This window comes from Vibrio sp. 1751 (assembly GCF_033339895.1).
Classification (GTDB): domain Bacteria; phylum Pseudomonadota; class Gammaproteobacteria; order Enterobacterales; family Vibrionaceae; genus Vibrio; species Vibrio alginolyticus.
Genome location: NZ_JAWOVM010000054.1, coordinates 1 through 20,268 on the forward strand (window position 1 = coordinate 1; position 20,268 = coordinate 20,268).

General features: G+C 45.5%; 17 protein-coding genes and 1 pseudogene. 14 read left to right on the forward strand and 4 right to left on the reverse strand.

Going from position 1 to position 20,268, the window contains the following annotated elements:
- From R7041_RS15885 to rpoC, 9 genes and pseudogenes are all read left to right on the forward strand, one after another.
- Positions 1-71: pseudogene (locus tag R7041_RS15885) on the forward strand (elongation factor Tu); the annotation flags it as partial.
- Between the two features lie 266 nt (positions 72-337).
- Positions 338-718, forward strand: coding sequence for a preprotein translocase subunit SecE (secE, locus tag R7041_RS15890; protein ID WP_005384680.1), 381 nt, complete (start codon positions 338-340; stop codon positions 716-718).
- A 13-nt stretch (positions 719-731) separates the two neighbouring features.
- Positions 732-1,280: a transcription termination/antitermination protein NusG gene (nusG, locus tag R7041_RS15895; protein WP_318114920.1), complete on the forward strand. Its 549-nt coding sequence runs from the start codon at positions 732-734 to the stop codon at positions 1,278-1,280.
- A gap of 164 nt (positions 1,281-1,444) precedes the next feature.
- Positions 1,445-1,873, forward strand: coding sequence for a 50S ribosomal protein L11 (gene rplK / locus R7041_RS15900; protein WP_005384682.1), 429 nt, complete (start codon positions 1,445-1,447; stop codon positions 1,871-1,873).
- Between the two features lie 4 nt (positions 1,874-1,877).
- Complete coding sequence (rplA, locus tag R7041_RS15905; RefSeq protein WP_005384683.1) at positions 1,878-2,579, forward strand: 50S ribosomal protein L1; 702 nt, start codon at positions 1,878-1,880, stop codon at positions 2,577-2,579.
- Positions 2,580-2,872: 293 nt separating this feature from the next.
- Positions 2,873-3,367 (forward strand): 50S ribosomal protein L10, encoded by a 495-nt coding sequence (gene rplJ, locus R7041_RS15910; protein ID WP_005382538.1) that lies wholly within the window; start codon positions 2,873-2,875, stop codon positions 3,365-3,367.
- A gap of 57 nt (positions 3,368-3,424) precedes the next feature.
- Positions 3,425-3,793: a 50S ribosomal protein L7/L12 gene (gene rplL / locus R7041_RS15915; protein WP_005382540.1), complete on the forward strand. Its 369-nt coding sequence runs from the start codon at positions 3,425-3,427 to the stop codon at positions 3,791-3,793.
- Positions 3,794-4,045: 252 nt separating this feature from the next.
- A complete protein-coding gene (gene rpoB / locus R7041_RS15920; RefSeq protein WP_005384685.1) occupies positions 4,046-8,074 on the forward strand; it encodes a DNA-directed RNA polymerase subunit beta in 4,029 nt (1,342 codons plus the stop codon).
- A gap of 104 nt (positions 8,075-8,178) precedes the next feature.
- Positions 8,179-12,381 (forward strand): DNA-directed RNA polymerase subunit beta', encoded by a 4,203-nt coding sequence (gene rpoC, locus R7041_RS15925; RefSeq protein ID WP_005382514.1) that lies wholly within the window; start codon positions 8,179-8,181, stop codon positions 12,379-12,381.
- A 172-nt stretch (positions 12,382-12,553) separates the two neighbouring features.
- Here rpoC and R7041_RS15930 read toward each other — a convergent pair whose 3' ends face one another.
- Entirely contained in the window at positions 12,554-13,045 is a 492-nt protein-coding gene (locus R7041_RS15930; RefSeq protein ID WP_005382515.1) for an Rsd/AlgQ family anti-sigma factor, read from the reverse strand.
- A 177-nt stretch (positions 13,046-13,222) separates the two neighbouring features.
- Here R7041_RS15930 and nudC point away from each other — a divergent pair, with 177 nt between their 5' ends.
- On the forward strand, positions 13,223-14,020 hold the full coding sequence (gene nudC / locus R7041_RS15935; RefSeq protein WP_005382516.1) for an NAD(+) diphosphatase: 798 nt from the start codon (positions 13,223-13,225) through the stop codon (positions 14,018-14,020).
- Between the two features lie 247 nt (positions 14,021-14,267).
- Positions 14,268-15,335, forward strand: a complete 1,068-nt coding sequence (hemE, locus tag R7041_RS15940) for a uroporphyrinogen decarboxylase (RefSeq protein WP_005384692.1) — start codon at positions 14,268-14,270, stop codon at positions 15,333-15,335.
- Positions 15,336-15,575: 240 nt separating this feature from the next.
- Here the strand turns inward: hemE and R7041_RS15945 are convergent, their stop codons facing one another.
- A complete protein-coding gene (locus R7041_RS15945) occupies positions 15,576-16,148 on the reverse strand; it encodes a uracil-DNA glycosylase family protein (RefSeq protein ID WP_005382518.1) in 573 nt (190 codons plus the stop codon).
- A gap of 2 nt (positions 16,149-16,150) precedes the next feature.
- Positions 16,151-17,074 carry a D-2-hydroxyacid dehydrogenase gene (locus R7041_RS15950; RefSeq protein ID WP_053350802.1) on the reverse strand — a complete coding sequence of 308 codons (924 nt, stop codon included), beginning with the start codon at positions 17,072-17,074 and terminating at the stop codon, positions 16,151-16,153.
- A 66-nt stretch (positions 17,075-17,140) separates the two neighbouring features.
- On the opposite strand from R7041_RS15950, the gene R7041_RS15955 reads away from it, so the two are divergent.
- Positions 17,141-17,728: a YjaG family protein gene (locus R7041_RS15955; RefSeq protein ID WP_005382520.1), complete on the forward strand. Its 588-nt coding sequence runs from the start codon at positions 17,141-17,143 to the stop codon at positions 17,726-17,728.
- A 79-nt stretch (positions 17,729-17,807) separates the two neighbouring features.
- Here the strand turns inward: R7041_RS15955 and R7041_RS15960 are convergent, their stop codons facing one another.
- Positions 17,808-18,941, reverse strand: a complete 1,134-nt coding sequence (locus R7041_RS15960; RefSeq protein ID WP_033907150.1) for a hemolysin family protein — start codon at positions 18,939-18,941, stop codon at positions 17,808-17,810.
- Positions 18,942-19,194: 253 nt separating this feature from the next.
- On the opposite strand from R7041_RS15960, the gene hupA reads away from it, so the two are divergent.
- The gene (hupA, locus tag R7041_RS15965) at positions 19,195-19,467 is read left to right on the forward strand and encodes a nucleoid-associated protein HU-alpha (RefSeq protein ID WP_005382524.1); all 273 of its coding nucleotides are present in this window, start codon (positions 19,195-19,197) and stop codon (positions 19,465-19,467) included.
- Positions 19,468-19,506: 39 nt separating this feature from the next.
- The gene (locus tag R7041_RS15970; protein WP_033907149.1) at positions 19,507-20,205 is read left to right on the forward strand and encodes a DUF1481 domain-containing protein; all 699 of its coding nucleotides are present in this window, start codon (positions 19,507-19,509) and stop codon (positions 20,203-20,205) included.
- Positions 20,206-20,268 lie beyond the last annotated feature (63 nt).

Below are 20,268 nucleotides of genomic sequence, written 5' to 3' on the forward strand. Positions count from 1 at the left end.
GTCTACGTTTCGCGATCCGTGAAGGTGGCCGTACAGTAGGTGCTGGTGTTGTTGCTAAGATCTTCGACTAATTCATAGCGAATTAGCGATGCTTTCGGAAAATCTTGAATTAGATTTGACGAACCAGTAGCAAAAAGGGCATCATTTGATGCCCTTTTTCTGCACTCAACATTATTTTTGCTGTTTTCTTGTTCAGAAGTGGGTTGGGCGCAGAGCAAGATTAAGCAAAGAGGCTTAATCTTAAGAAGAGTACGCTGATTTTTTCAGCAATATGGAGTTTGCCCTGCAACAGCGGGGTTGTTGTCGTCTATATTAAGACTTGTAACAGGTTGGTTTTATGAAAGCAAATAATGCTGAAACTCCTGATAGCTCAAACGCAGCAGATACGTTTAAGTGGGTAGCCGCTTTCGTATTGGCAGCTGCCGCTGTTGTGGGTAATTACCTGTATGGTGAAATGTCTGTAGTGGTTCGTGCTGCAGGCGTTGTTGTTCTTATTGCAGCTGCCTTAGGCGTTGCAGCAACAACGACTAAAGGTAAAGCAGCGATCAGTTTTGCAAAAGAATCTCGTATGGAAGTACGTAAAGTTGTTTGGCCTACTCGCCAAGAAACCATGCAAACAACACTGATCGTTTTAGCTGTAAGTATTGTAATGGCTCTAGTGCTATGGGGTATTGACGGAATTATGGTTCGTCTAGTAGCTCTAGCAACTGGGGTATAGAGGGTTTTTATTCATGAGTGAAGCTCCAAAAAAACGCTGGTATGTGGTTCAAGCCTTCTCTGGATTTGAAGTTCGTGTAGCTCAATCTCTGCGCGAGCATATCAAAATGCACGGCATGGAAGAGCTATTCGGTGAAGTACTGGTTCCTACTGAAGAAGTAGTGGAAATGCGCGCGGGTCAGCGTCGCAAATCTGAGCGTAAGTTCTTCCCAGGTTACGTCCTTGTTCAGATGATTATGAACGATGAATCATGGCACCTAGTACGCAGTGTGCCGCGTGTCATGGGCTTCATTGGTGGTACCTCAGACCGTCCGGCACCTATCACGGATAAAGAGGCTGACGCGATTCTTAATCGTCTTGAGAAAGCGAGTGAAGCGCCTCGTCCGCGTACAATGTACGAAGCGGGTGAAGTGGTACGTGTTAACGAAGGTCCATTTGCTGATTTCAACGGTACTGTTGAAGAAGTGGATTACGAGAAGAGCCGCCTGAAAGTGTCTGTATCGATCTTTGGTCGTGCGACACCAGTTGAGCTTGAATTTGGTCAGGTTGAAAAGCTGGACTAAGACTCTTCGTTAAAGAGTATAAAAAATCACCTTTTTAGGGTTGTATAAGGCGCGGATTATGACTATAATTTCGCGCCTTTTTACTTCAAGTGAAGTAAAAAGTTTCTTACACAAACGGGGAGCTGATCCGCGATTAGCGTTTGTACCCAAACTTAGGAATTATCATGGCTAAGAAAGTTGAAGCTTACATCAAGCTACAAGTTGCTGCTGGTATGGCTAACCCTAGTCCACCAGTAGGTCCTGCACTAGGTCAACACGGTGTGAACATCATGGAATTCTGTAAAGCGTTCAACGCAAAAACAGAATCTATTGAGAAAGGTCTACCAACTCCAGTAGTTATCACAGTATACAGCGACCGTTCTTTCACGTTCGTAACTAAGACTCCACCTGCTGCTGTTCTTCTTAAGAAAGCTGCTGGCGTTAAGTCTGGTTCAGGTCGTCCAAACACTGAAAAAGTTGGTACTGTAACTGACGCTCAAATCCAAGAAATCGCAGAAACTAAAGCTGCTGATATGACTGGTGCTGACATCGAAGCGATGAAGCGTTCTATCGCTGGTACTGCTCGTTCAATGGGCCTAGTGGTAGAGGGTTAATAAGATGGCAAAACTAACTAAGCGCATGCGCGTAATCCGCGAAAAAGTTGACGTAACTAAAGAATACGAAATCAACGAAGCTGTTGCTCTTCTTCAAGAACTAGCGACTGCTAAATTCGTTGAGTCTGTAGACGTTGCTGTTAACCTAGGCATTGATGCTCGTAAATCTGACCAGAACGTACGTGGTGCAACTGTACTACCTCACGGTACTGGCCGCGAAATCCGCGTTGCAGTGTTCACTCAAGGTGCTAACGCTGAAGCAGCTAAAGAAGCTGGCGCAGACATCGTAGGTATGGAAGATCTTGCTGAGCAAGTGAAGAAAGGCGAAATGAACTTTGACGTAGTTGTTGCTTCTCCAGATGCAATGCGCGTTGTAGGTCAACTAGGTACTATCCTAGGTCCTCGCGGTCTTATGCCAAACCCTAAAGTTGGTACTGTAACTCCTAACGTTGCTGAAGCAGTTAAAAACGCTAAAGCTGGTCAGGTTCGTTACCGTAACGACAAAAACGGCATCATCCACACTACTATCGGTAAAGCAAACTTCTCTGCTGAGCAGATCAAAGAGAACCTAGAAGCACTTCTAGTTGCTCTGAAGAAAGCTAAGCCATCTTCAGCGAAAGGTACTTTCCTGAAGAAAGTAAGCATCTCTACTACTATGGGTGCTGGTGTTGCTGTTGATCAGGCTAGCCTGAACACTCAAGCATAATTTATTTGCTTAGGCGCAAAATTAGTGTATAATTTTGCGCCTAATATTTGTGGTTGGGGCTGAACTTTGGTTCTTTGAACTGTCTCCTAGTTCGAAATGAATTAAGACCCAGTCTCCGTCCAAGACCGTAGGTGTTTGTGTAAAAGCAAACTTAATTATCCTACGTAGATGGTGCCCGAACTGACAGAAAGCTCTATGTAATATAGTTAACTTTCTTCTGGGGAAGCACCTCAATAGCTCTCACTGTCGTGATGATAGTGAGTGGTGTAACGACAACCAGGAGTAAATCCAAGATGGCTTTAAACCTTCAAGACAAAAAAGCAATTGTTGCTGAAGTCAACGAAGCTGCCAGTGGTGCACTTTCTGCAGTTGTAGCTGATTCTCGTGGCGTTCAAGTTGGCGCGATGACTTCTCTACGTAAACAAGCTCGTGAAGCTGGCGTTTACATGAGAGTTGTTCGTAACACTCTTGCTCGTCGTGCGGTTGAAGGTACTGAGTACGAGTGTCTAACTGACACTTTCACTGGTCCTACTCTAATCGCATTCTCTAATGAGCACCCAGGTGCTGCAGCGCGTCTTTTCAAAGACTTCGCTAAAGAGAACAAAGATTTCGAGATCAAAGCTGCTGCATTTGAAGGCGCTTTAACTGACGCTGAAGTACTAGCAACACTACCAACTTACGACGAAGCAATTGCACGCCTAATGATGTGCATGAAAGAAGCTTCGGCTGGCAAGCTGGCGCGTACTATCGCAGCTATCCGCGATCAAAAACAAGAAGCAGCGGCATAAGCCTTGCTTTTTACTGGTTGCTTAATAAACTTATTGTTGACTTAAAAGAGAATTGTTATGTCTATTACTAACGAGCAAATCCTAGACGCAGTTGCAGAAATGTCTGTAATGCAAGTTGTTGAACTAATCGAAGCAATGGAAGAGAAATTCGGTGTTTCTGCTGCTGCTGCTGTTGTAGCTGGCGGCGCTGCTGCAGGCGAAGCTGCTGCTGAGCAAACTGAATTCGACGTAATCCTAGAAGCTGCTGGCGGTAACAAAGTCGCTGTAATCAAAGCAGTACGTGGCGCAACTGGCCTAGGTCTTAAAGAAGCTAAAGCTCTAGTAGACGGCGCTCCAGCACCTCTTAAAGAAGGTGTTGAGAAAGCAGAAGCTGAAGCTCTTAAAGCTCAGCTAGAAGAAGCTGGTGCAACTGTTGCTGTTAAGTAATTATTGCATAGTTTCTTAGCCTAACGGCTAATTGGCTGGTGGTTTTTTAACCACCGGCCTTTTTGCGCTGTAGGGTATAGGCGAATTTTCCCGCTGTTTAAGCGCCTGATATCCATGCAAAAAACATTTCATTCTTACGAAATGAAATGCCACTACAGTAAACAGCTATATTAGTCACTGTCCCTTACCCCCCTTAAGTAACTAGGAGCGGGCGGACAGTTTGGGTCACTTATCAGCGAGCTGAGGAACCCCATGGTTTACTCTTATACCGAGAAAAAGCGCATCCGTAAGGACTTTGGTACTCGTCCACAAGTTTTGGACATTCCATACCTGCTATCGATCCAGCTCGATTCGTTCGACAAATTTATCGAACAGGATCCTGAAGGTCAATACGGTCTTGAAGCCGCTTTCCGTTCTGTATTCCCGATTCAGAGCTACAACGGCAATTCTGAGCTGCAATACGTTAGCTACCGTCTTGGTGAGCCAGTTTTTGACGTTAAAGAATGTCAAATTCGCGGTGTAACTTACTCAAAGCCACTACGTGTAAAACTACGCCTAGTTATCTTTGATAAAGACGCGCCAGCAGGTACTGTAAAAGACATTAAAGAACAAGAAGTCTACATGGGTGAAATTCCACTCATGACAGACAATGGTACCTTCGTAATCAACGGTACCGAGAGGGTTATCGTATCCCAGCTGCACCGAAGCCCAGGCGTGTTCTTCGACAGCGATAAGGGTAAGACCCACTCTTCAGGTAAAGTTTTATACAACGCACGTGTTATTCCTTACCGTGGTTCATGGCTTGATTTCGAGTTTGATCCTAAGGATAACTTGTACGTTCGTATCGACCGCCGTCGTAAGCTACCAGCATCGATCATCCTTCGAGCACTAGGTAAGTCGACAGAAGAAATCCTAGATATCTTCTTCGAGAAAGTGAACTTCGAAGTGAAAGACCAAACTCTATTGATGGAGTTGGTTCCGGATCGTCTACGTGGTGAAACTGCGTCATTCGACATCGAAGCAAATGGTAAAGTTTACGTTGAGCAAGGTCGTCGCGTAACAGCTCGTCATATCCGCCAACTAGAAAAAGATGGTGTTGATCACATCGAAGTACCAGTTGAGTACATCGTAGGTAAAGTTGCATCAAAAGATTACATCAATGAAGCAACAGGCGAGATCATTGTTAACGCTAACCAGGAAATCAGCCTGGAAGCACTAGCGAACCTATCTCAGGCAGGCCACAAAGCGCTAGAAGTTCTATTTACGAACGATCTAGACCACGGTCCATTCATGTCAGAAACATTACGTATCGACAGCACGGTTGATCGTATTTCTGCATTGGTAGAAATCTACCGCATGATGCGCCCTGGTGAGCCGCCAACAAAAGAAGCTGCAGAAGCTCTATTCGAAAGCCTATTCTTCTCTGAAGAGCGTTACGATCTATCGACTGTTGGTCGTATGAAGTTCAACAGCTCTATCGGCCGTGAAGATGCTCAAGAGCAAGGCACGCTTGATGAAACTGATATCATCGAAGTGATGAAGAAGCTGATCGCGATCCGTAACGGTAAGGGCGAAGTGGACGATATCGACCACCTAGGCAACCGTCGTATCCGTTCTGTAGGCGAAATGGCTGAGAACCAGTTCCGTGTAGGTCTAGTACGTGTTGAGCGTGCAGTTAAAGAGCGTCTAAGCCTAGGCGATCTTGACGCAATCATGCCTCAAGACTTGATCAACGCGAAGCCAATTTCTGCGGCAGTTAAAGAATTCTTTGGCTCTTCACAGCTTTCACAGTTCATGGACCAAAACAACCCGCTATCAGAAGTAACGCACAAGCGTCGTATTTCTGCATTGGGTCCTGGCGGTCTAACTCGTGAACGTGCTGGCTTCGAAGTACGTGACGTACACGTAACTCACTACGGTCGTCTATGTCCTATCGAAACGCCTGAAGGTCCAAACATCGGTCTGATCAACTCTCTATCTGCGTTTGCGCGTTGTAACGAGTACGGTTTCCTAGAGACACCATACCGTCGCGTTGTAGATGGTGTAGTAACAGACGAAGTAGATTACCTATCTGCAATCGAAGAAGGCCAATTCGTTATCGCACAGGCGAACGCTAAGCTAAACGAAGATGGTACTTTTGCAGATGAGCTGATCACAGCTCGTCAGAAAGGTGAATCTGGTCTACACCCTCGTGAGCACGCTCAGTACATGGACGTTGCGACAAACCAGGTTGTATCTATCGCTGCATCGCTTATCCCGTTCCTAGAACACGATGATGCGAACCGTGCATTGATGGGTGCGAACATGCAACGTCAGGCAGTTCCAACACTGAAAGCTGACAAACCGCTTGTTGGTACTGGTATTGAACGTAACGTAGCCGTTGACTCAGGTGTAACTGCAGTTGCTAAACGTGGTGGTGTAATCCAGTCAGTAGATGCTTCTCGTATCGTTGTTAAAGTTAACGAAGAAGAGCTAGTACCAGGTGAAGCTGGTATCGACATCTACAACCTGACTAAATACACACGTTCTAACCAGAACACATGTATTAACCAGCGCCCATGTGTGATGCCAGGTGAGCCTGTATCACGCGGTGACGTTCTTGCTGATGGTCCTTCAACAGACCTTGGTGAACTAGCGCTTGGTCAAAACATGCGTATCGCGTTCATGCCTTGGAACGGTTACAACTTCGAAGACTCGATCTTAGTATCTGAGCGCGTAGTTCAAGAAGACCGTTTCACGACTATCCACATCCAAGAACTTACTTGTGTGGCGCGTGATACTAAGCTTGGTTCTGAAGAGATCACAGCGGATATTCCAAACGTAGGTGAGTCTGCTCTGTCTAAACTAGACGAGTCAGGTATCGTTTACATCGGTGCTGAAGTTAAGGGTGGCGACATCCTAGTTGGTAAAGTTACACCTAAAGGTGAAACTCAGCTAACGCCTGAAGAGAAGCTACTACGTGCAATCTTCGGTGAAAAAGCATCTGACGTTAAAGATACTTCACTACGTGTGCCTAACTCTGTATCAGGTACGATCATCGACGTTCAAGTCTTTACTCGCGATGGCGTAGAGAAAGACAAGCGTGCGCTTGAAATCGAACAGATGCAGCTTAAAGAAGCGAAGAAAGACCTAACTGAAGAATTCCAGATTCTTGAGGGCGGCCTTCTAAACCGTGTTAAAGCTGTATTGATTGAAGGCGGTTACTCTGAAGCGAAACTAGACACAACTGATCGTAAGAAGTGGCTAGAACTAACGCTAGAAGATGACGCACTACAAACTCAGCTTGAGCAACTTGCTGAGCAGTGGGATGAGCTAAAAGCCGACTTTGATAAGAAGTTCGAAACTAAGCGTCGTAAGATCACTCAAGGTGATGATTTAGCACCTGGTGTACTGAAGATCGTTAAGGTTTACCTAGCGGTTAAACGTCGCATTCAGCCTGGTGATAAGATGGCGGGTCGTCACGGTAACAAGGGTGTAATCTCTAAGATCAACCCTGTTGAAGACATGCCATACGATGAGAAAGGTCAGCCTGTAGACATCGTACTTAACCCACTGGGTGTACCTTCGCGTATGAACATCGGTCAGATCCTAGAAGTACACTTAGGTCTGGCAGCGAAAGGTATCGGTGACAAGATCAACCAGATGGTTAAAGAGCAGCAAGAACTAGCGAAATTCCGCGAGTTCCTACAAAAAGTTTACGATCTAGGCGACACTCGCCAGAAAGTAGACATTGCTTCTCTATCTGATGATGAAGTACGTACTCTGATCAAGAACTTGCGTGGCGGTCTACCAATCGCGACTCCTGTATTTGATGGCGCTCCAGAAGAGTCAATCAAAGCACTTCTTGAGCTAGCAGATCTACCAACATCAGGTCAGTTAACACTGTTTGATGGTCGCACAGGTGATGCGTTTGAGCGTCCTGTAACTGTTGGTTACATGTACATGCTGAAACTGAACCACCTTGTTGATGACAAGATGCACGCTCGTTCAACTGGTTCGTACAGCCTAGTAACTCAGCAACCACTAGGTGGTAAAGCTCAGTTCGGTGGTCAGCGTTTCGGTGAGATGGAAGTATGGGCACTAGAAGCATACGGTGCTGCTTACACGCTACAAGAAATGCTAACGGTTAAGTCGGATGACGTTAACGGCCGTACTAAGATGTACAAGAACATCGTAGACGGTAACCACAGCATGGAACCTGGCATGCCAGAATCGTTCAACGTACTGTTGAAAGAGATCCGCTCGCTAGGTATCAACATCGAGCTAGAAGACGAAGAGTAATCCTTTTCTCTCTTGATGAAAGTCGAGAGAATCAAAGCGATTATTTGGAAGAAGGTGCTCACTTTAGCGAGTGAGCTCCTTTTAACTCCTTACAGGAGCTGATTGTGAAAGACTTATTAAACTTTCTAAAAGCACAGCATAAGACCGAAGAATTTGATGCAATCAAAATCGGTCTATCTTCACCAGACATGATCCGTTCATGGTCTTTCGGTGAAGTTAAAAAACCTGAAACGATCAACTATCGTACGTTCAAACCTGAACGCGATGGTCTGTTCTGTGCGCGTATCTTTGGTCCAGTTAAAGACTACGAATGTCTTTGTGGTAAGTACAAGCGCCTGAAGCACCGTGGTGTTATCTGTGAGAAGTGTGGTGTAGAAGTTACACAAACTAAAGTTCGTCGTGACCGTATGGGCCACATTGAACTGGCTTCACCAGTAGCTCACATCTGGTTCCTAAAATCGCTACCGTCTCGTATCGGTCTACTAATGGATATCCCTCTACGTGATATCGAACGCGTTCTGTACTTCGAAATGTACGTAGTAACAGAGCCTGGTATGACTGATCTAGAAAAAGGTCAGATGCTTACTGAAGAAGAGTATCTAGATCGTCTAGAAGAGTGGGGCGACGAGTTCACTGCTAAGATGGGTGCGGAAGCTATCAAGGACCTACTAGGTTCTATGGATATGCACGCTGAAGCAGAACAAATGCGTGAAGAGTTAGAGACAACAAACTCTGAAACTAAGCGTAAGAAAGTAACTAAGCGTCTTAAGCTGGTAGAAGCGTTCATCGCATCGGGTAACAACCCTGAGTGGATGATCCTAACTGTACTTCCAGTACTTCCGCCAGATCTACGTCCTCTAGTACCTCTAGATGGCGGCCGCTTTGCGACTTCTGATCTTAACGATCTATACCGTCGTGTGATCAACCGTAACAACCGTTTGAAGCGTCTTCTAGAGCTAGCGGCTCCGGACATCATCGTACGTAACGAAAAACGTATGCTGCAAGAGTCTGTTGATGCGCTACTAGATAACGGTCGTCGTGGTCGTGCGATCACAGGTTCTAACAAGCGTCCTCTGAAATCTCTTGCTGATATGATCAAGGGTAAACAAGGTCGTTTCCGTCAGAACCTTCTAGGTAAACGTGTAGACTACTCTGGCCGTTCTGTAATCACAGTAGGTCCATACCTGCGTCTACACCAGTGTGGTCTTCCTAAGAAGATGGCACTTGAGCTATTCAAACCATTCATCTACAGCAAGCTAGAGACTCGTGGTCTTGCGACTACAATCAAAGCTGCTAAGAAAATGGTAGAGCGTGAAGAAGCGGTCGTTTGGGATATCCTAGACGAAGTAATCCGTGAACACCCAGTACTATTGAACCGTGCACCGACACTTCACCGTCTAGGTATCCAGGCGTTCGAACCAGTACTGATCGAAGGTAAAGCGATTCAGCTACACCCACTTGTTTGTGCGGCGTACAACGCGGACTTCGATGGTGACCAAATGGCGGTTCACGTACCTCTAACTCTAGAGGCACAACTTGAAGCTCGTACTCTGATGATGTCGACAAACAACATTCTGTCGCCAGCGTCAGGTGATCCGATCATCGTACCTTCTCAGGACGTTGTATTGGGTCTGTACTACATGACTCGTGAAAAGATCAACGTGAAAGGTGAAGGCATGTACCTTTCTGGCCCAGAAGAGGCTGAGAAAGCATACCGCACTAAACAAGCTGAGCTTCACGCACGCGTTAAAGTACGTATTACAGAAACTGTTGTAGACGAAGACGGCAACAGCACTACAGAAACCAAGATGGTAGACACCACTGTTGGTCGTGCAATGCTATGGCAAATCGTGCCAGCTGGTCTACCGTACAGCATCGTTAACCAAAAGCTAGGTAAGAAGCAAATCTCTAACCTACTTAACGAGGCGTACCGTAAACTAGGTCTGAAAGACACAGTAATCTTCGCTGACCAAATCATGTACACAGGTTTCGCATACGCGGCACTTTCTGGTGTATCTGTTGGTATCGACGATATGGTTGTACCAGCAGCTAAGTACACTGAAATCGCAGAAGCGGAAGAAGAAGTACGTGAAATCCAGGAACAGTACCAATCAGGTCTTGTTACTGCGGGCGAACGCTACAACAAAGTTATCGATATCTGGGCATCGACCAACGACCGTGTTGCGAAAGCAATGATGGAAAACCTTTCATCTGAAACGGTAGTTAACCGTGACGGTGAAGAGGAACAACAAGAGTCATTCAACAGCATCTATATGATGGCGGACTCGGGCGCTCGTGGTTCTGCAGCACAGATTCGTCAGCTTGCGGGTATGCGTGGTCTGATGGCGCGTCCAGATGGTTCAATCATCGAAACGCCGATCACAGCGAACTTTAAAGAAGGTCTAAACGTACTTCAGTACTTTATCTCAACGCACGGTGCTCGTAAGGGTCTTGCGGATACGGCACTGAAAACAGCGAACTCGGGTTACCTAACTCGTCGTCTAGTAGACGTTGCTCAAGACGTTGTTGTAACTGAACATGACTGTGGCACTCACGAAGGTGTCGACATGATGCCTCACATCGAGGGTGGTGATGTTAAAGTTGCACTTTCTGAGCTTGCTCTTGGTCGTGTTGTTGCTGAAGACGTACTAAAACCTGGCACTGAAGACGTTCTTATTCCACGTAACACCCTGATCGATGAGAAGTGGTGTCAAATCATGGAAGAGAACTCAGTAGACAGCATGAAAGTGCGCTCTGTAGTAACGTGTGATTCTGACTTCGGTTGTTGTGCACAATGTTACGGTCGTGACCTAGCACGTGGTCACCTAGTGAACCAAGGTGAAGCAGTGGGTGTTATTGCTGCTCAGTCTATCGGTGAGCCAGGTACACAGCTAACGATGCGTACGTTCCACATCGGTGGTGCGGCATCGACAGCAGCGGCAGAGAACAGTGTTCAAGTTAAGAACAACGGTTCTATCAAGCTACACAACGCTAAATCTGTATTGGCTGATGACGGTAAGATCGTTATCACTTCTCGTGCGACAGAGTTAACTATCGTTGATGAGTTTGGTCGTACTAAAGAGAAGCACAAACTGCCTTACGGTACGCTACTAAGCAAAGGCGATGGTGATACAGTTCAAGCTGGCGAAACAGTTGCAAACTGGGAAGCGCACACACTACCTATCATTACTGAGGTAGCAGGTCGCATCCAGTTCGTAGATATGATCGACGGCGTAACAGTATCTCGTCAAACGGATGACTTAACTGGTCTATCTTCAAGCGAAGTAACTGACCCAGCAGCTCGCCCTTCAGCAGGTAAAGATATGCGTCCAGCTATCAAACTTGTTGACGAGCAAGGTAACGATGTAATGATCCCTGGTACTGATATGCCAGCTCACTACTTCCTACCTGGTAAAGCGATTGTGAACATCGAAGATGGCGCAGCAGTAGGTGTTGGTGCAACACTAGCACGTATTCCTCAGAAGTCTGGCGGTAACAAAGATATCACCGGTGGTCTTCCACGAGTTGCTGACCTATTTGAAGCACGTAAGCCGAAAGAGCCTGCAATCCTTGCTGAGCACACAGGTACTGTGAGCTTTGGTAAAGAGACGAAAGGTAAACGTCGCCTAGTGATCACACGTGAAAGCGGTGAAGCTTACGAAGAGATGATTCCTAAGCATCGTCAGTTGAACGTATTCGAAGGTGAAAAAGTTGAACGTGGTGACGTGATCGCAGATGGTCCAGAGTCTCCACATGACATCCTACGTCTACGTGGCGTACACGCGGTAACGCAGTACATTGCTAACGAAGTACAGGAAGTTTACCGTCTACAAGGCGTTAAGATTAACGATAAGCACATTGAAACTATCGTTCGTCAGATGCTACGTAAGTGTACTATTACTCACTCTGGTGACTCTGAGTTCCTACCTGGTGAGCAGATTGAATACTCACAAGTTAAGATTGCTAACCGTAACCTAGAAGCTGAAGGCAAAGAGCCTGCACGTTTCGAACGTGAACTACTAGGTATTACTAAAGCATCTCTAGCGACTGAGTCGTTCATCTCTGCGGCATCGTTCCAGGAGACAACTCGCGTACTAACGGAAGCTGCGGTTTCTGGTAAGCGTGATGACCTACGTGGTCTGAAAGAGAACGTAATTGTTGGTCGTCTGATCCCAGCTGGTACTGGTTTCGCATACCACCAAGAGCGTCAAGCTAAACGTTCTGAAGCGCAAGATGGTCCTTCTGCTGAGCAAGCAACGGATAACCTAGCGGCACTTCTAAACGCTGGTTTCTCTTCTGAAGAGTAAGTCATATAACGAGTAATCTTTAAAAGCTTAAGAAAAAGGCACCTTCGGGTGCCTTTTTAGTTTTTATACTACTTTGTTCTTCCGGTGGGATTTTCGATAAAGCTAGAAACAAAAAAGACCGACGATGATCGTCAGTCTTTTCTCTCACTCTATTTCTGAATGTTTGCAAATACTAAGCTCCAGGTGGCATAGACAGGCTTTCTGCGATTTGCTGTATCAGATAGTCCTCGACTTCAAAGCGAGTCTCAAGAATTTCCCCAATGAGACACATATCAGAATCGAAATCATTTAATTCATCATCTTCAGTCACTTCTGAGTACTTATCGTTAAAGTTCAATAATGGTTCAGTCGTTAGAACAATTTGACCATAGGTTTGATTGATCTCATTAGTCACGACAAAGCCGGTTGCTTTCCAACGGTCCATAACCATGTCATAAATTTTAAAGTGGCCTTCGGAGATGTAATCAACGAGGTGCTGACAGAAATCCTGCAGTTCGGAAGGAGATGGGAGTTCAATAACATTGGTTTTCGAACAAGGTTGCAGCGCTGCAAGCTTACAATATTCAACAATCAGGGATTGTCGTGTCTCTAACCAGTGATCAATGACATCACTTGAGCCACCCCACTGGTCTTGTGTTTGTTTGAATTTTCTTAGCATGACCATGCCCTCATGATCTGATCGCCCATCGGCGAACGTATCCTTTGCAAAGCAAAGTTAGTAAAGTTATTACAAACTCTTGTCCTTACTAGAATTTAGAGTGCACATTTACTTAACGATAAACTCTAGTATGAAATTAGATTGCCAGTAAAATGAACGAACTTCAAGCAAAGGGATGGTGTAATGTTAAGAAAAGGTGATGTTAACCGCGCGATAAATGCATACTGGTGTGTTGTTGCAGGAAGTGAAATTTGGCTGGTGGATGGTGCTGTGCCCTTCGGGTCAGCAGAGCAGTTATCACTGCCAGTAACGAGTGCAAGACCCATTGGTGAGTATTCTGGTTCGCCCGTCATGTGGCTTAACTTGGCCGATTTAGAGCATGATCTACCTTTAGTATCCCTGCGTGACTGCCTGCATTTTCCTGAGCCATTATTTATGTTGTTAAGTAAAGCTGTGCAATATGGGCACATGACGCAAAGTTTGCGCTTTTGTCCACAGTGCGGGGGAAGAAACTTTCTTAATAATAACCAGTTAGCCATGCAGTGTGGTGAATGTCGCACCCTTCATTATCCTAGAATATTTCCGTGTATTATCGTTGCTGTACGTAAAGAAAATCAGATCTTATTAGCCCAACATCCAAGGCATCGAAATGGTATGTATACGGTTATTGCGGGTTTTCTAGAAGTCGGTGAGACATTAGAAGAGTGCGTGGCTCGAGAAATTCATGAAGAAACGGGAATTCTCGTTAAAAATATTCGTTACTTTGGCAGCCAGCCTTGGGCTTTCCCATCCAGTATGATGATGGGGTTTTTAGCTGACTATGAATCCGGAGAGTTAAGCCCAGACTACACTGAGCTGTCTGATGCACAATGGTTTGGTATCGACGAGATGCCGCCTGTTGCGCCTAAAGGAACGATTGCAAGAGCACTTATCGAACAAACGCTGAAAGATATAGACTCTAATTGTCTGATAAATAGATAAAAAAAACCCTCCGAGAGGGAGGGGGTAAGTAAGATGTCGTTATGAGATGCTGAGTACTAAGTACTCAGTTTATAATTGTAGTTTTCGCTAGCGAACAAATTTTTAACACTGATACCGATTGGGTGCAAATTAAGCATTGATTTAAAAGTTAATAACTTGATCCAGGTTGCAAAGCACACAGCTATTGGACTTAAATCAGTGATAGAATACCTCCTTTCACAGAAAGCCTAACAGTTGGAATTACGGAATGACTGAATTAAAAAATGATCGTTATCTGCGTGCGCTTTTAAAAGAGCCGGTAGATTACACGCCAGTATGGATGATGCGCCAGGCAGGTCGTTACCTACCAGAATACAAAGCGACTCGTGCAGAAGCGGGTGATTTCATGTCTTTGTGTCGAAATGCAGAGTTAGCATCCGAAGTGACACTTCAACCATTACGCCGTTTTCCTCTTGATGCCGCGATCTTATTCTCGGACATCTTAACGATTCCAGATGCAATGGGGCTTGGTTTGCGTTTTGCTGCGGGTGAAGGACCTGTTTTTGATAACCCAATTACATGCAAAGCCGACGTGGAAAAAATTGGTTTGCCAGATCCTGAAGGTGAACTGCAATACGTAATGAACGCAGTACGCCAGATCCGTAAAGACCTGAAGGGTGAAGTGCCGCTGATTGGTTTTTCTGGTAGCCCTTGGACTCTTGCGACGTACATGATCGAAGGTGGTAGCTCTAAAGCGTTTACCAAGATCAAGAAGATGATGTACGCGGAACCACAAACTCTGCACCTACTTCTAGATAAGCTGGCAGACAGCGTTATCGAGTACTTAAACGCGCAAATTAAAGCGGGTGCGCAATCGGTAATGGTATTTGACACATGGGGTGGCGTACTAACGCCTCGTGATTACAATCTGTTCTCACTGCAATACATGCACAAGATTGTAGATGGTCTGATTCGTGAAAACGACGGTCGTCGCGTGCCAGTCACACTGTTTACTAAGAATGGCGGCATGTGGCTTGAGCAAATCGCAGCAACGGGCTGTGATGCGGTTGGCCTAGACTGGACAATCAACATTGCAGACGCGAAAGCACGTATCGGTGATAAAGTGGCGCTGCAAGGTAACATGGACCCATCAATGCTTTACGCTTCACCAGAGCGTATCCGTGAAGAAGTCGCGGGTATTCTAGAAGGTTTTGGTGATGCAGGTACTGGTCATGTGTTCAACCTAGGTCACGGTATCCATTTGGATGTGCCGCCAGAAAACGCGGGCGTATTTGTGGAAGCGGTACACGAGCTATCTAAGCCATACCACAAGTAAGTTAGATCTTTTGAAATCAAATGCCGGCATTCAGTGCCGGTATTTTTTTGCCTAAAATTCATTTTTTCTATCTGAGACTCAAGGCTGTACAGCTCTAGTAGTATTTGGCCTACCATGATCTAATTACTACTCTAGCTGTACATTAGACATTAAAATTTAATATAAACAAATACTTATAATTTCTGGTTTTATGTTCTAATTTTCTTGTACAGATAAACAAGCAATTAGATCATGGGTAACCTAAAGCATCGAGTGAACGCGTTTTTTAAGGTATGGTACGACGTCAGATTCAAACCAAGGATTCTTCTTTAACCACAATGTATTGCGTGGAGATGGGTGAGGGAGCGGGATAAAGTCCGGTTCCCAATCTTGCCATTGCTGAACGGTTTGCGTGAGCGTCTTTGGTTTGTTGGTGAGATAGTACTGCTGCGAGTACTGACCAATTAGTAGAGTGAGCTCTATATTGGGCAGCTGCTCAAGAATCTTTTTATGCCAAGTGGGCGCACATTCTTTACGAGGCGGTAAATCACCAGAGTTCCCTTTGCCTGGATAACAGAATCCCATTGGGACAATGGCAATTTTATTTGGGTCGTAGAAAACGTCTTTGTCGATATCGAGCCATTGGCGTAATCGATCACCACTTGGGTCATTCCAAGGTATCGAGGTTTTGTGTACACGTGTGCCAGGGGCCTGACCGATGATTAGGATGCGTGCCCCTTTTGCGGCTTGTACGACAGGGTTTGCGCCCAAAGGTAAATTATCCGCGCAGATCTGGCAGGCCCTCACTTGCTGCAATAGCTCGTCTAACGACATTCTCAGTAACCCTTTTCGAAATCCACTTGATAATTTAATGAAAACCCATCGCGCCAGCGTAGATAGTTGTCAGCAAAAATCTCGATGACTTGCTCGGGAAAACTCAGCGCAGCAATGTGTGGAGTGATGGTGACTTGCGGTAGTTTCCAAAACGGATGCTCTACCGATAACGGTTCTTGCTCAAACACATCTAAGAAGGCGTGTTCTACCCAACGGTTTTTCAGAGCGAAGAGCAACCCTGCCTCATCCAATACGTCGCCACGACCTACGTTAAACAATAACGCCTGATTTAGTTGGCTGAGCGTTTGACGATTAAGTAACTGTCGCGTCTCAGGTGTACTTGGTAGAGTATTCACAACGATGTCGGCTTGCTCAAATGCCTTACTTAGTTCATTGATATGAAAGGTCTGATGAAACTCGCCGCCTGAAGTCGGGATACCTGTGCGGTTAATACCGATAGTTTTTATCCCCATTGCTTTAGCGGCGTTGCCCAGATAGCCCCCAATGCTACCGGTACCAAGAATTACCATGGTTTTACTTTGTAATGACGTGTATAGGTGAGGCTGCCATTGTTTGTTTTGTTGTTGCTGGTGGTATCGGGCAAAGTGGCGGTAATGGGCAATACTGTAACCCAAAACATATTCAGCAATCAGTGGACCAAAGATGCCTCGAACGTTAGTTAGAGTATAGTCCTGACGAAGGCTAGGGGATGTTAAGGCGTTGACACCAGCAAACGTGGATTGCACCCATTCAAGCTGTGAAAATTCGTCTAAGCTTTGTGATAGTAAGGGTGGATCCGCTAATACGATCTGAGCGGCTTCTGGTTGGTCGGTGAGGCAAAGATCGGGCAGATTTTTCTCTGCCAGTAACGTTTTGTAGGTGTCGCGATGCTCTGAGAGCAGGAAAATCTGATTTGAATGCGGCATTAACTTTTTTCCCTGTGATGAATCAAGTACACTTTCGCTGTTTTTTTCTTCAATGATTGAGTGACTATGCTTAAGAATCCTCTTCAGGTTCGTTTAGAAAAACTAGAACCTTGGCAACAAATTACCTTTATGGCGTGTCTGTGTGAACGCATGTATCCAAACTATGCGATGTTTTGTGAGAATACAGAATTTGCTGACCCGCGTGCTTACCGAGCGATTCTTGATAGTGTATGGGAAATTTTGACAGTTAAGAACGCGAAAATTAACTTCGAACGTCAATTGGAGAAGTTAGAAGAGTTGTTCCCAAGTGCGGATGAGTTCGATTTTTACGGCGTTTACCCAGCGATGGACGCGTGTCAGGGTTTGTCTACGTTACTGCATGGTCTATTGGACCGCGATTACCTTTTCGATTCAATGCTTAAAGTGAGTCAACAGTCGGTACAAACCGTTGCTGATCTAGAGCAAGCACAAGGCGCAGAGCCAATCACTAACGACAACCAGAAAGAAAACGAAGCCGTATGTGAAGAGTGGGACGTCCAGTGGGCTATCTTCCGTCCGCTGCGTGAAGCGGTAGAACGTGACATCAGCTTGATTAAAGATTTGCGTGAAGAGCTACGTGAAGAAGGTGTGAGCAACATCGGTATTGCACTTTAATTGTTGAATAAATAGAAAAAGGCATCCTAACTGGATGCCTTTTTTGTTTGTGCGTTTAAGCTGTTATACCTAATGCTGATTACGATTCTTTCGAGTCGGGTTTCGGTGGCTCTTGAGCTTCTGGCTCTTTATCCTGCTTCTCCAGCTCGTTATCTTCTTCATCGTCATCGCGGCTTTCGATTACGCCGTGCATTTCTTTCCAGCTTTCCCAGCGTTGGTAAGCCAGCTCCTGCATGTCAGTGCTTTTATCTGCTTCGTCGATGATCTCCTCGCCTACGAGGTGTTCAAAAATATCTTCCAACGTTACCAAACCTAGCACGGTACCGTATTCATCAACAACAAGTGCCAGCTGTAAGCGATGAGTCATCATCTGGTCGAATACTTTAGGTAAAGTGGTATTGTTTAGCACCACTTGAATTGGGCGCATGATTGCTCCCAACTGTTTCTGTCCACTACCTGATTGTTGTAGTTTGAACAACTCAAGGCGATGCACAAAACCAATGATGTTATCTTTCTGCTCGCTGTAAACCAATGGGCGTGAGAAAGGCGTATCTTTGTGTTTTTCTAGGAACTCATTGATGGTCATTGTGGCATCGACACGGAATACTACTGGTCGTGGCGTCATAACCTGCGTTACGGGTACATCTTGGATGCCAAGCAGGTTGCTTAAGATTTTTGATTCACCCTCGGCAAACTCACCGCTTTCACGTGCCAGAATCGCCATTGCAGACAGCTCATCACGCATCTTTGGAGCTTCGTGGTTACGAGCAAGACGCTTGGTGATTTGCTCTGAGAACCAAACAAAGGGTGTAAGCGCCCATACCATCCAACGCAATGCGACCGCGGCAGTGGGTGCCAACTGACGCCAGTAGGTCGCGCCAATCGTCTTCGGTACGATTTCTGAAAGCACTAAGATCGCCAATGTCAGCACTGCCGAAAAGATACCTAATGCTTCGCTACCAAATACAACCGCAGCTTGTGCACCAGCAGTGGCCGCGCCGATAGTGTGAGCGATGGTGTTTAAAGTCAGAATAGATGCCAGTGGTCGGTCGATATCTGATTTCAGCTTAGCCAATTGCCCAGCTGCGGGATGCCCCTGTTGATTGAGCTGCGCAATGTAGCTCGGACTGATACTCAGCAGTACCGCCTCCAGCACCGAACAGATAAACGAAATGCCGATTGCAATAGAGATATAAATGGATAACAGCAGCATAGTTGCCCTTGAATGTAGTTTGATAGTGGTTATTTGCAGCTATTATAACCGCAAAAGTGACTTATAAATTGGTCCAAATACCTTGGAAAGCAAGGGTTTTCAGGGGGTATGTGGTAACAAATTGTGAGTTATTACTCATATTATGGCTAAAAGTACGTCAGAAAATCGAAAGATCGCTTACAAACCTTTGCCAGATGGGGCATTTATGTTTTAGAGTGAGACGAATTCGATAACCTATGAGAAGGGAAACCTAATGAACAAGACCCAATTAATCGACTTTATCGCAGAGAAAGCAGACCTATCAAAAGCACAAGCAAAAGCTGCTCTTGAAGCGACTCTTGATGGTGTAACTGGCGCACTTAAAGAGGGTGACCAAGTTCAACTAATTGGTTTTGGTACATTCAAAGTAAACCACCGCGCTGCACGTACTGGTCGTAACCCTAAGACTGGTGACGAGATTCAAATCGCAGCAGCTAACGTACCAGCATTCGTAGCAGGTAAAGCGCTGAAAGAATCAGTAAACTAAGTTAGAATGCACCGAGGTATCCTGCCTCGGTGCAATTTCATGAAAAAACATCTACTCACTTCACTTCTCCTATCTAGCCTTACCCTTTTTGGCTGTTCGTCGGTTGAAACTCCTAATTTAGAACAATTCACGCATTTTTCTGGTGGTAAAGTTGCGGGAGATGCTAGCAGCTTGTACTGGATGACAGAGAAACTCACTCGTGTGAGTACGGCGGCTGATTATGTGACTATGGTGGACAATGGTTGGTTCCAGAGTGATTATCGCTGGGATGAAGGTGAGTTGCGAGAGTTGATTCGAAAAGGCGAGCAAGTTGATACCAAACAAGAGTTGGTGCCTTTTCAAATCCACATCCGTTTCAATAAAGATGGCGAAGCGGTTTACCAAAAATATCGTGTTAACCGTAAAGTCTTACCACTTCAGCATGACCAATTAGAGCGCTACAAAGCAGAAGCGAATGACGTAGTGGCATCGGTTAAGGCGCAGTCTCGTAACAATCAGAGCCTTATTCAAGGTTATTGGAATGGTCAATCGTTTGAAACCTGCAAAGGTAAGGTGTTCTCGACGCTCGAGTTTAATCAGACGTTGCCAAAATTTATTATCGAGCGTCTCTCATCGGTAGACAGTTATGTGGCTTTTGTCGGCAAGCAGTCACGAAACAAAGCAATGGTCGATGAACTGTTGATGCTCAATGACGATGACTTTGATTGTGTTTCTCGGCCAACGTTGATCTCTGAATAAACATTGCTTCGAATTCTGTCGAACAAGAACAATAAAAAAGGCGCTGAGTGCGCCTTTTGTTTT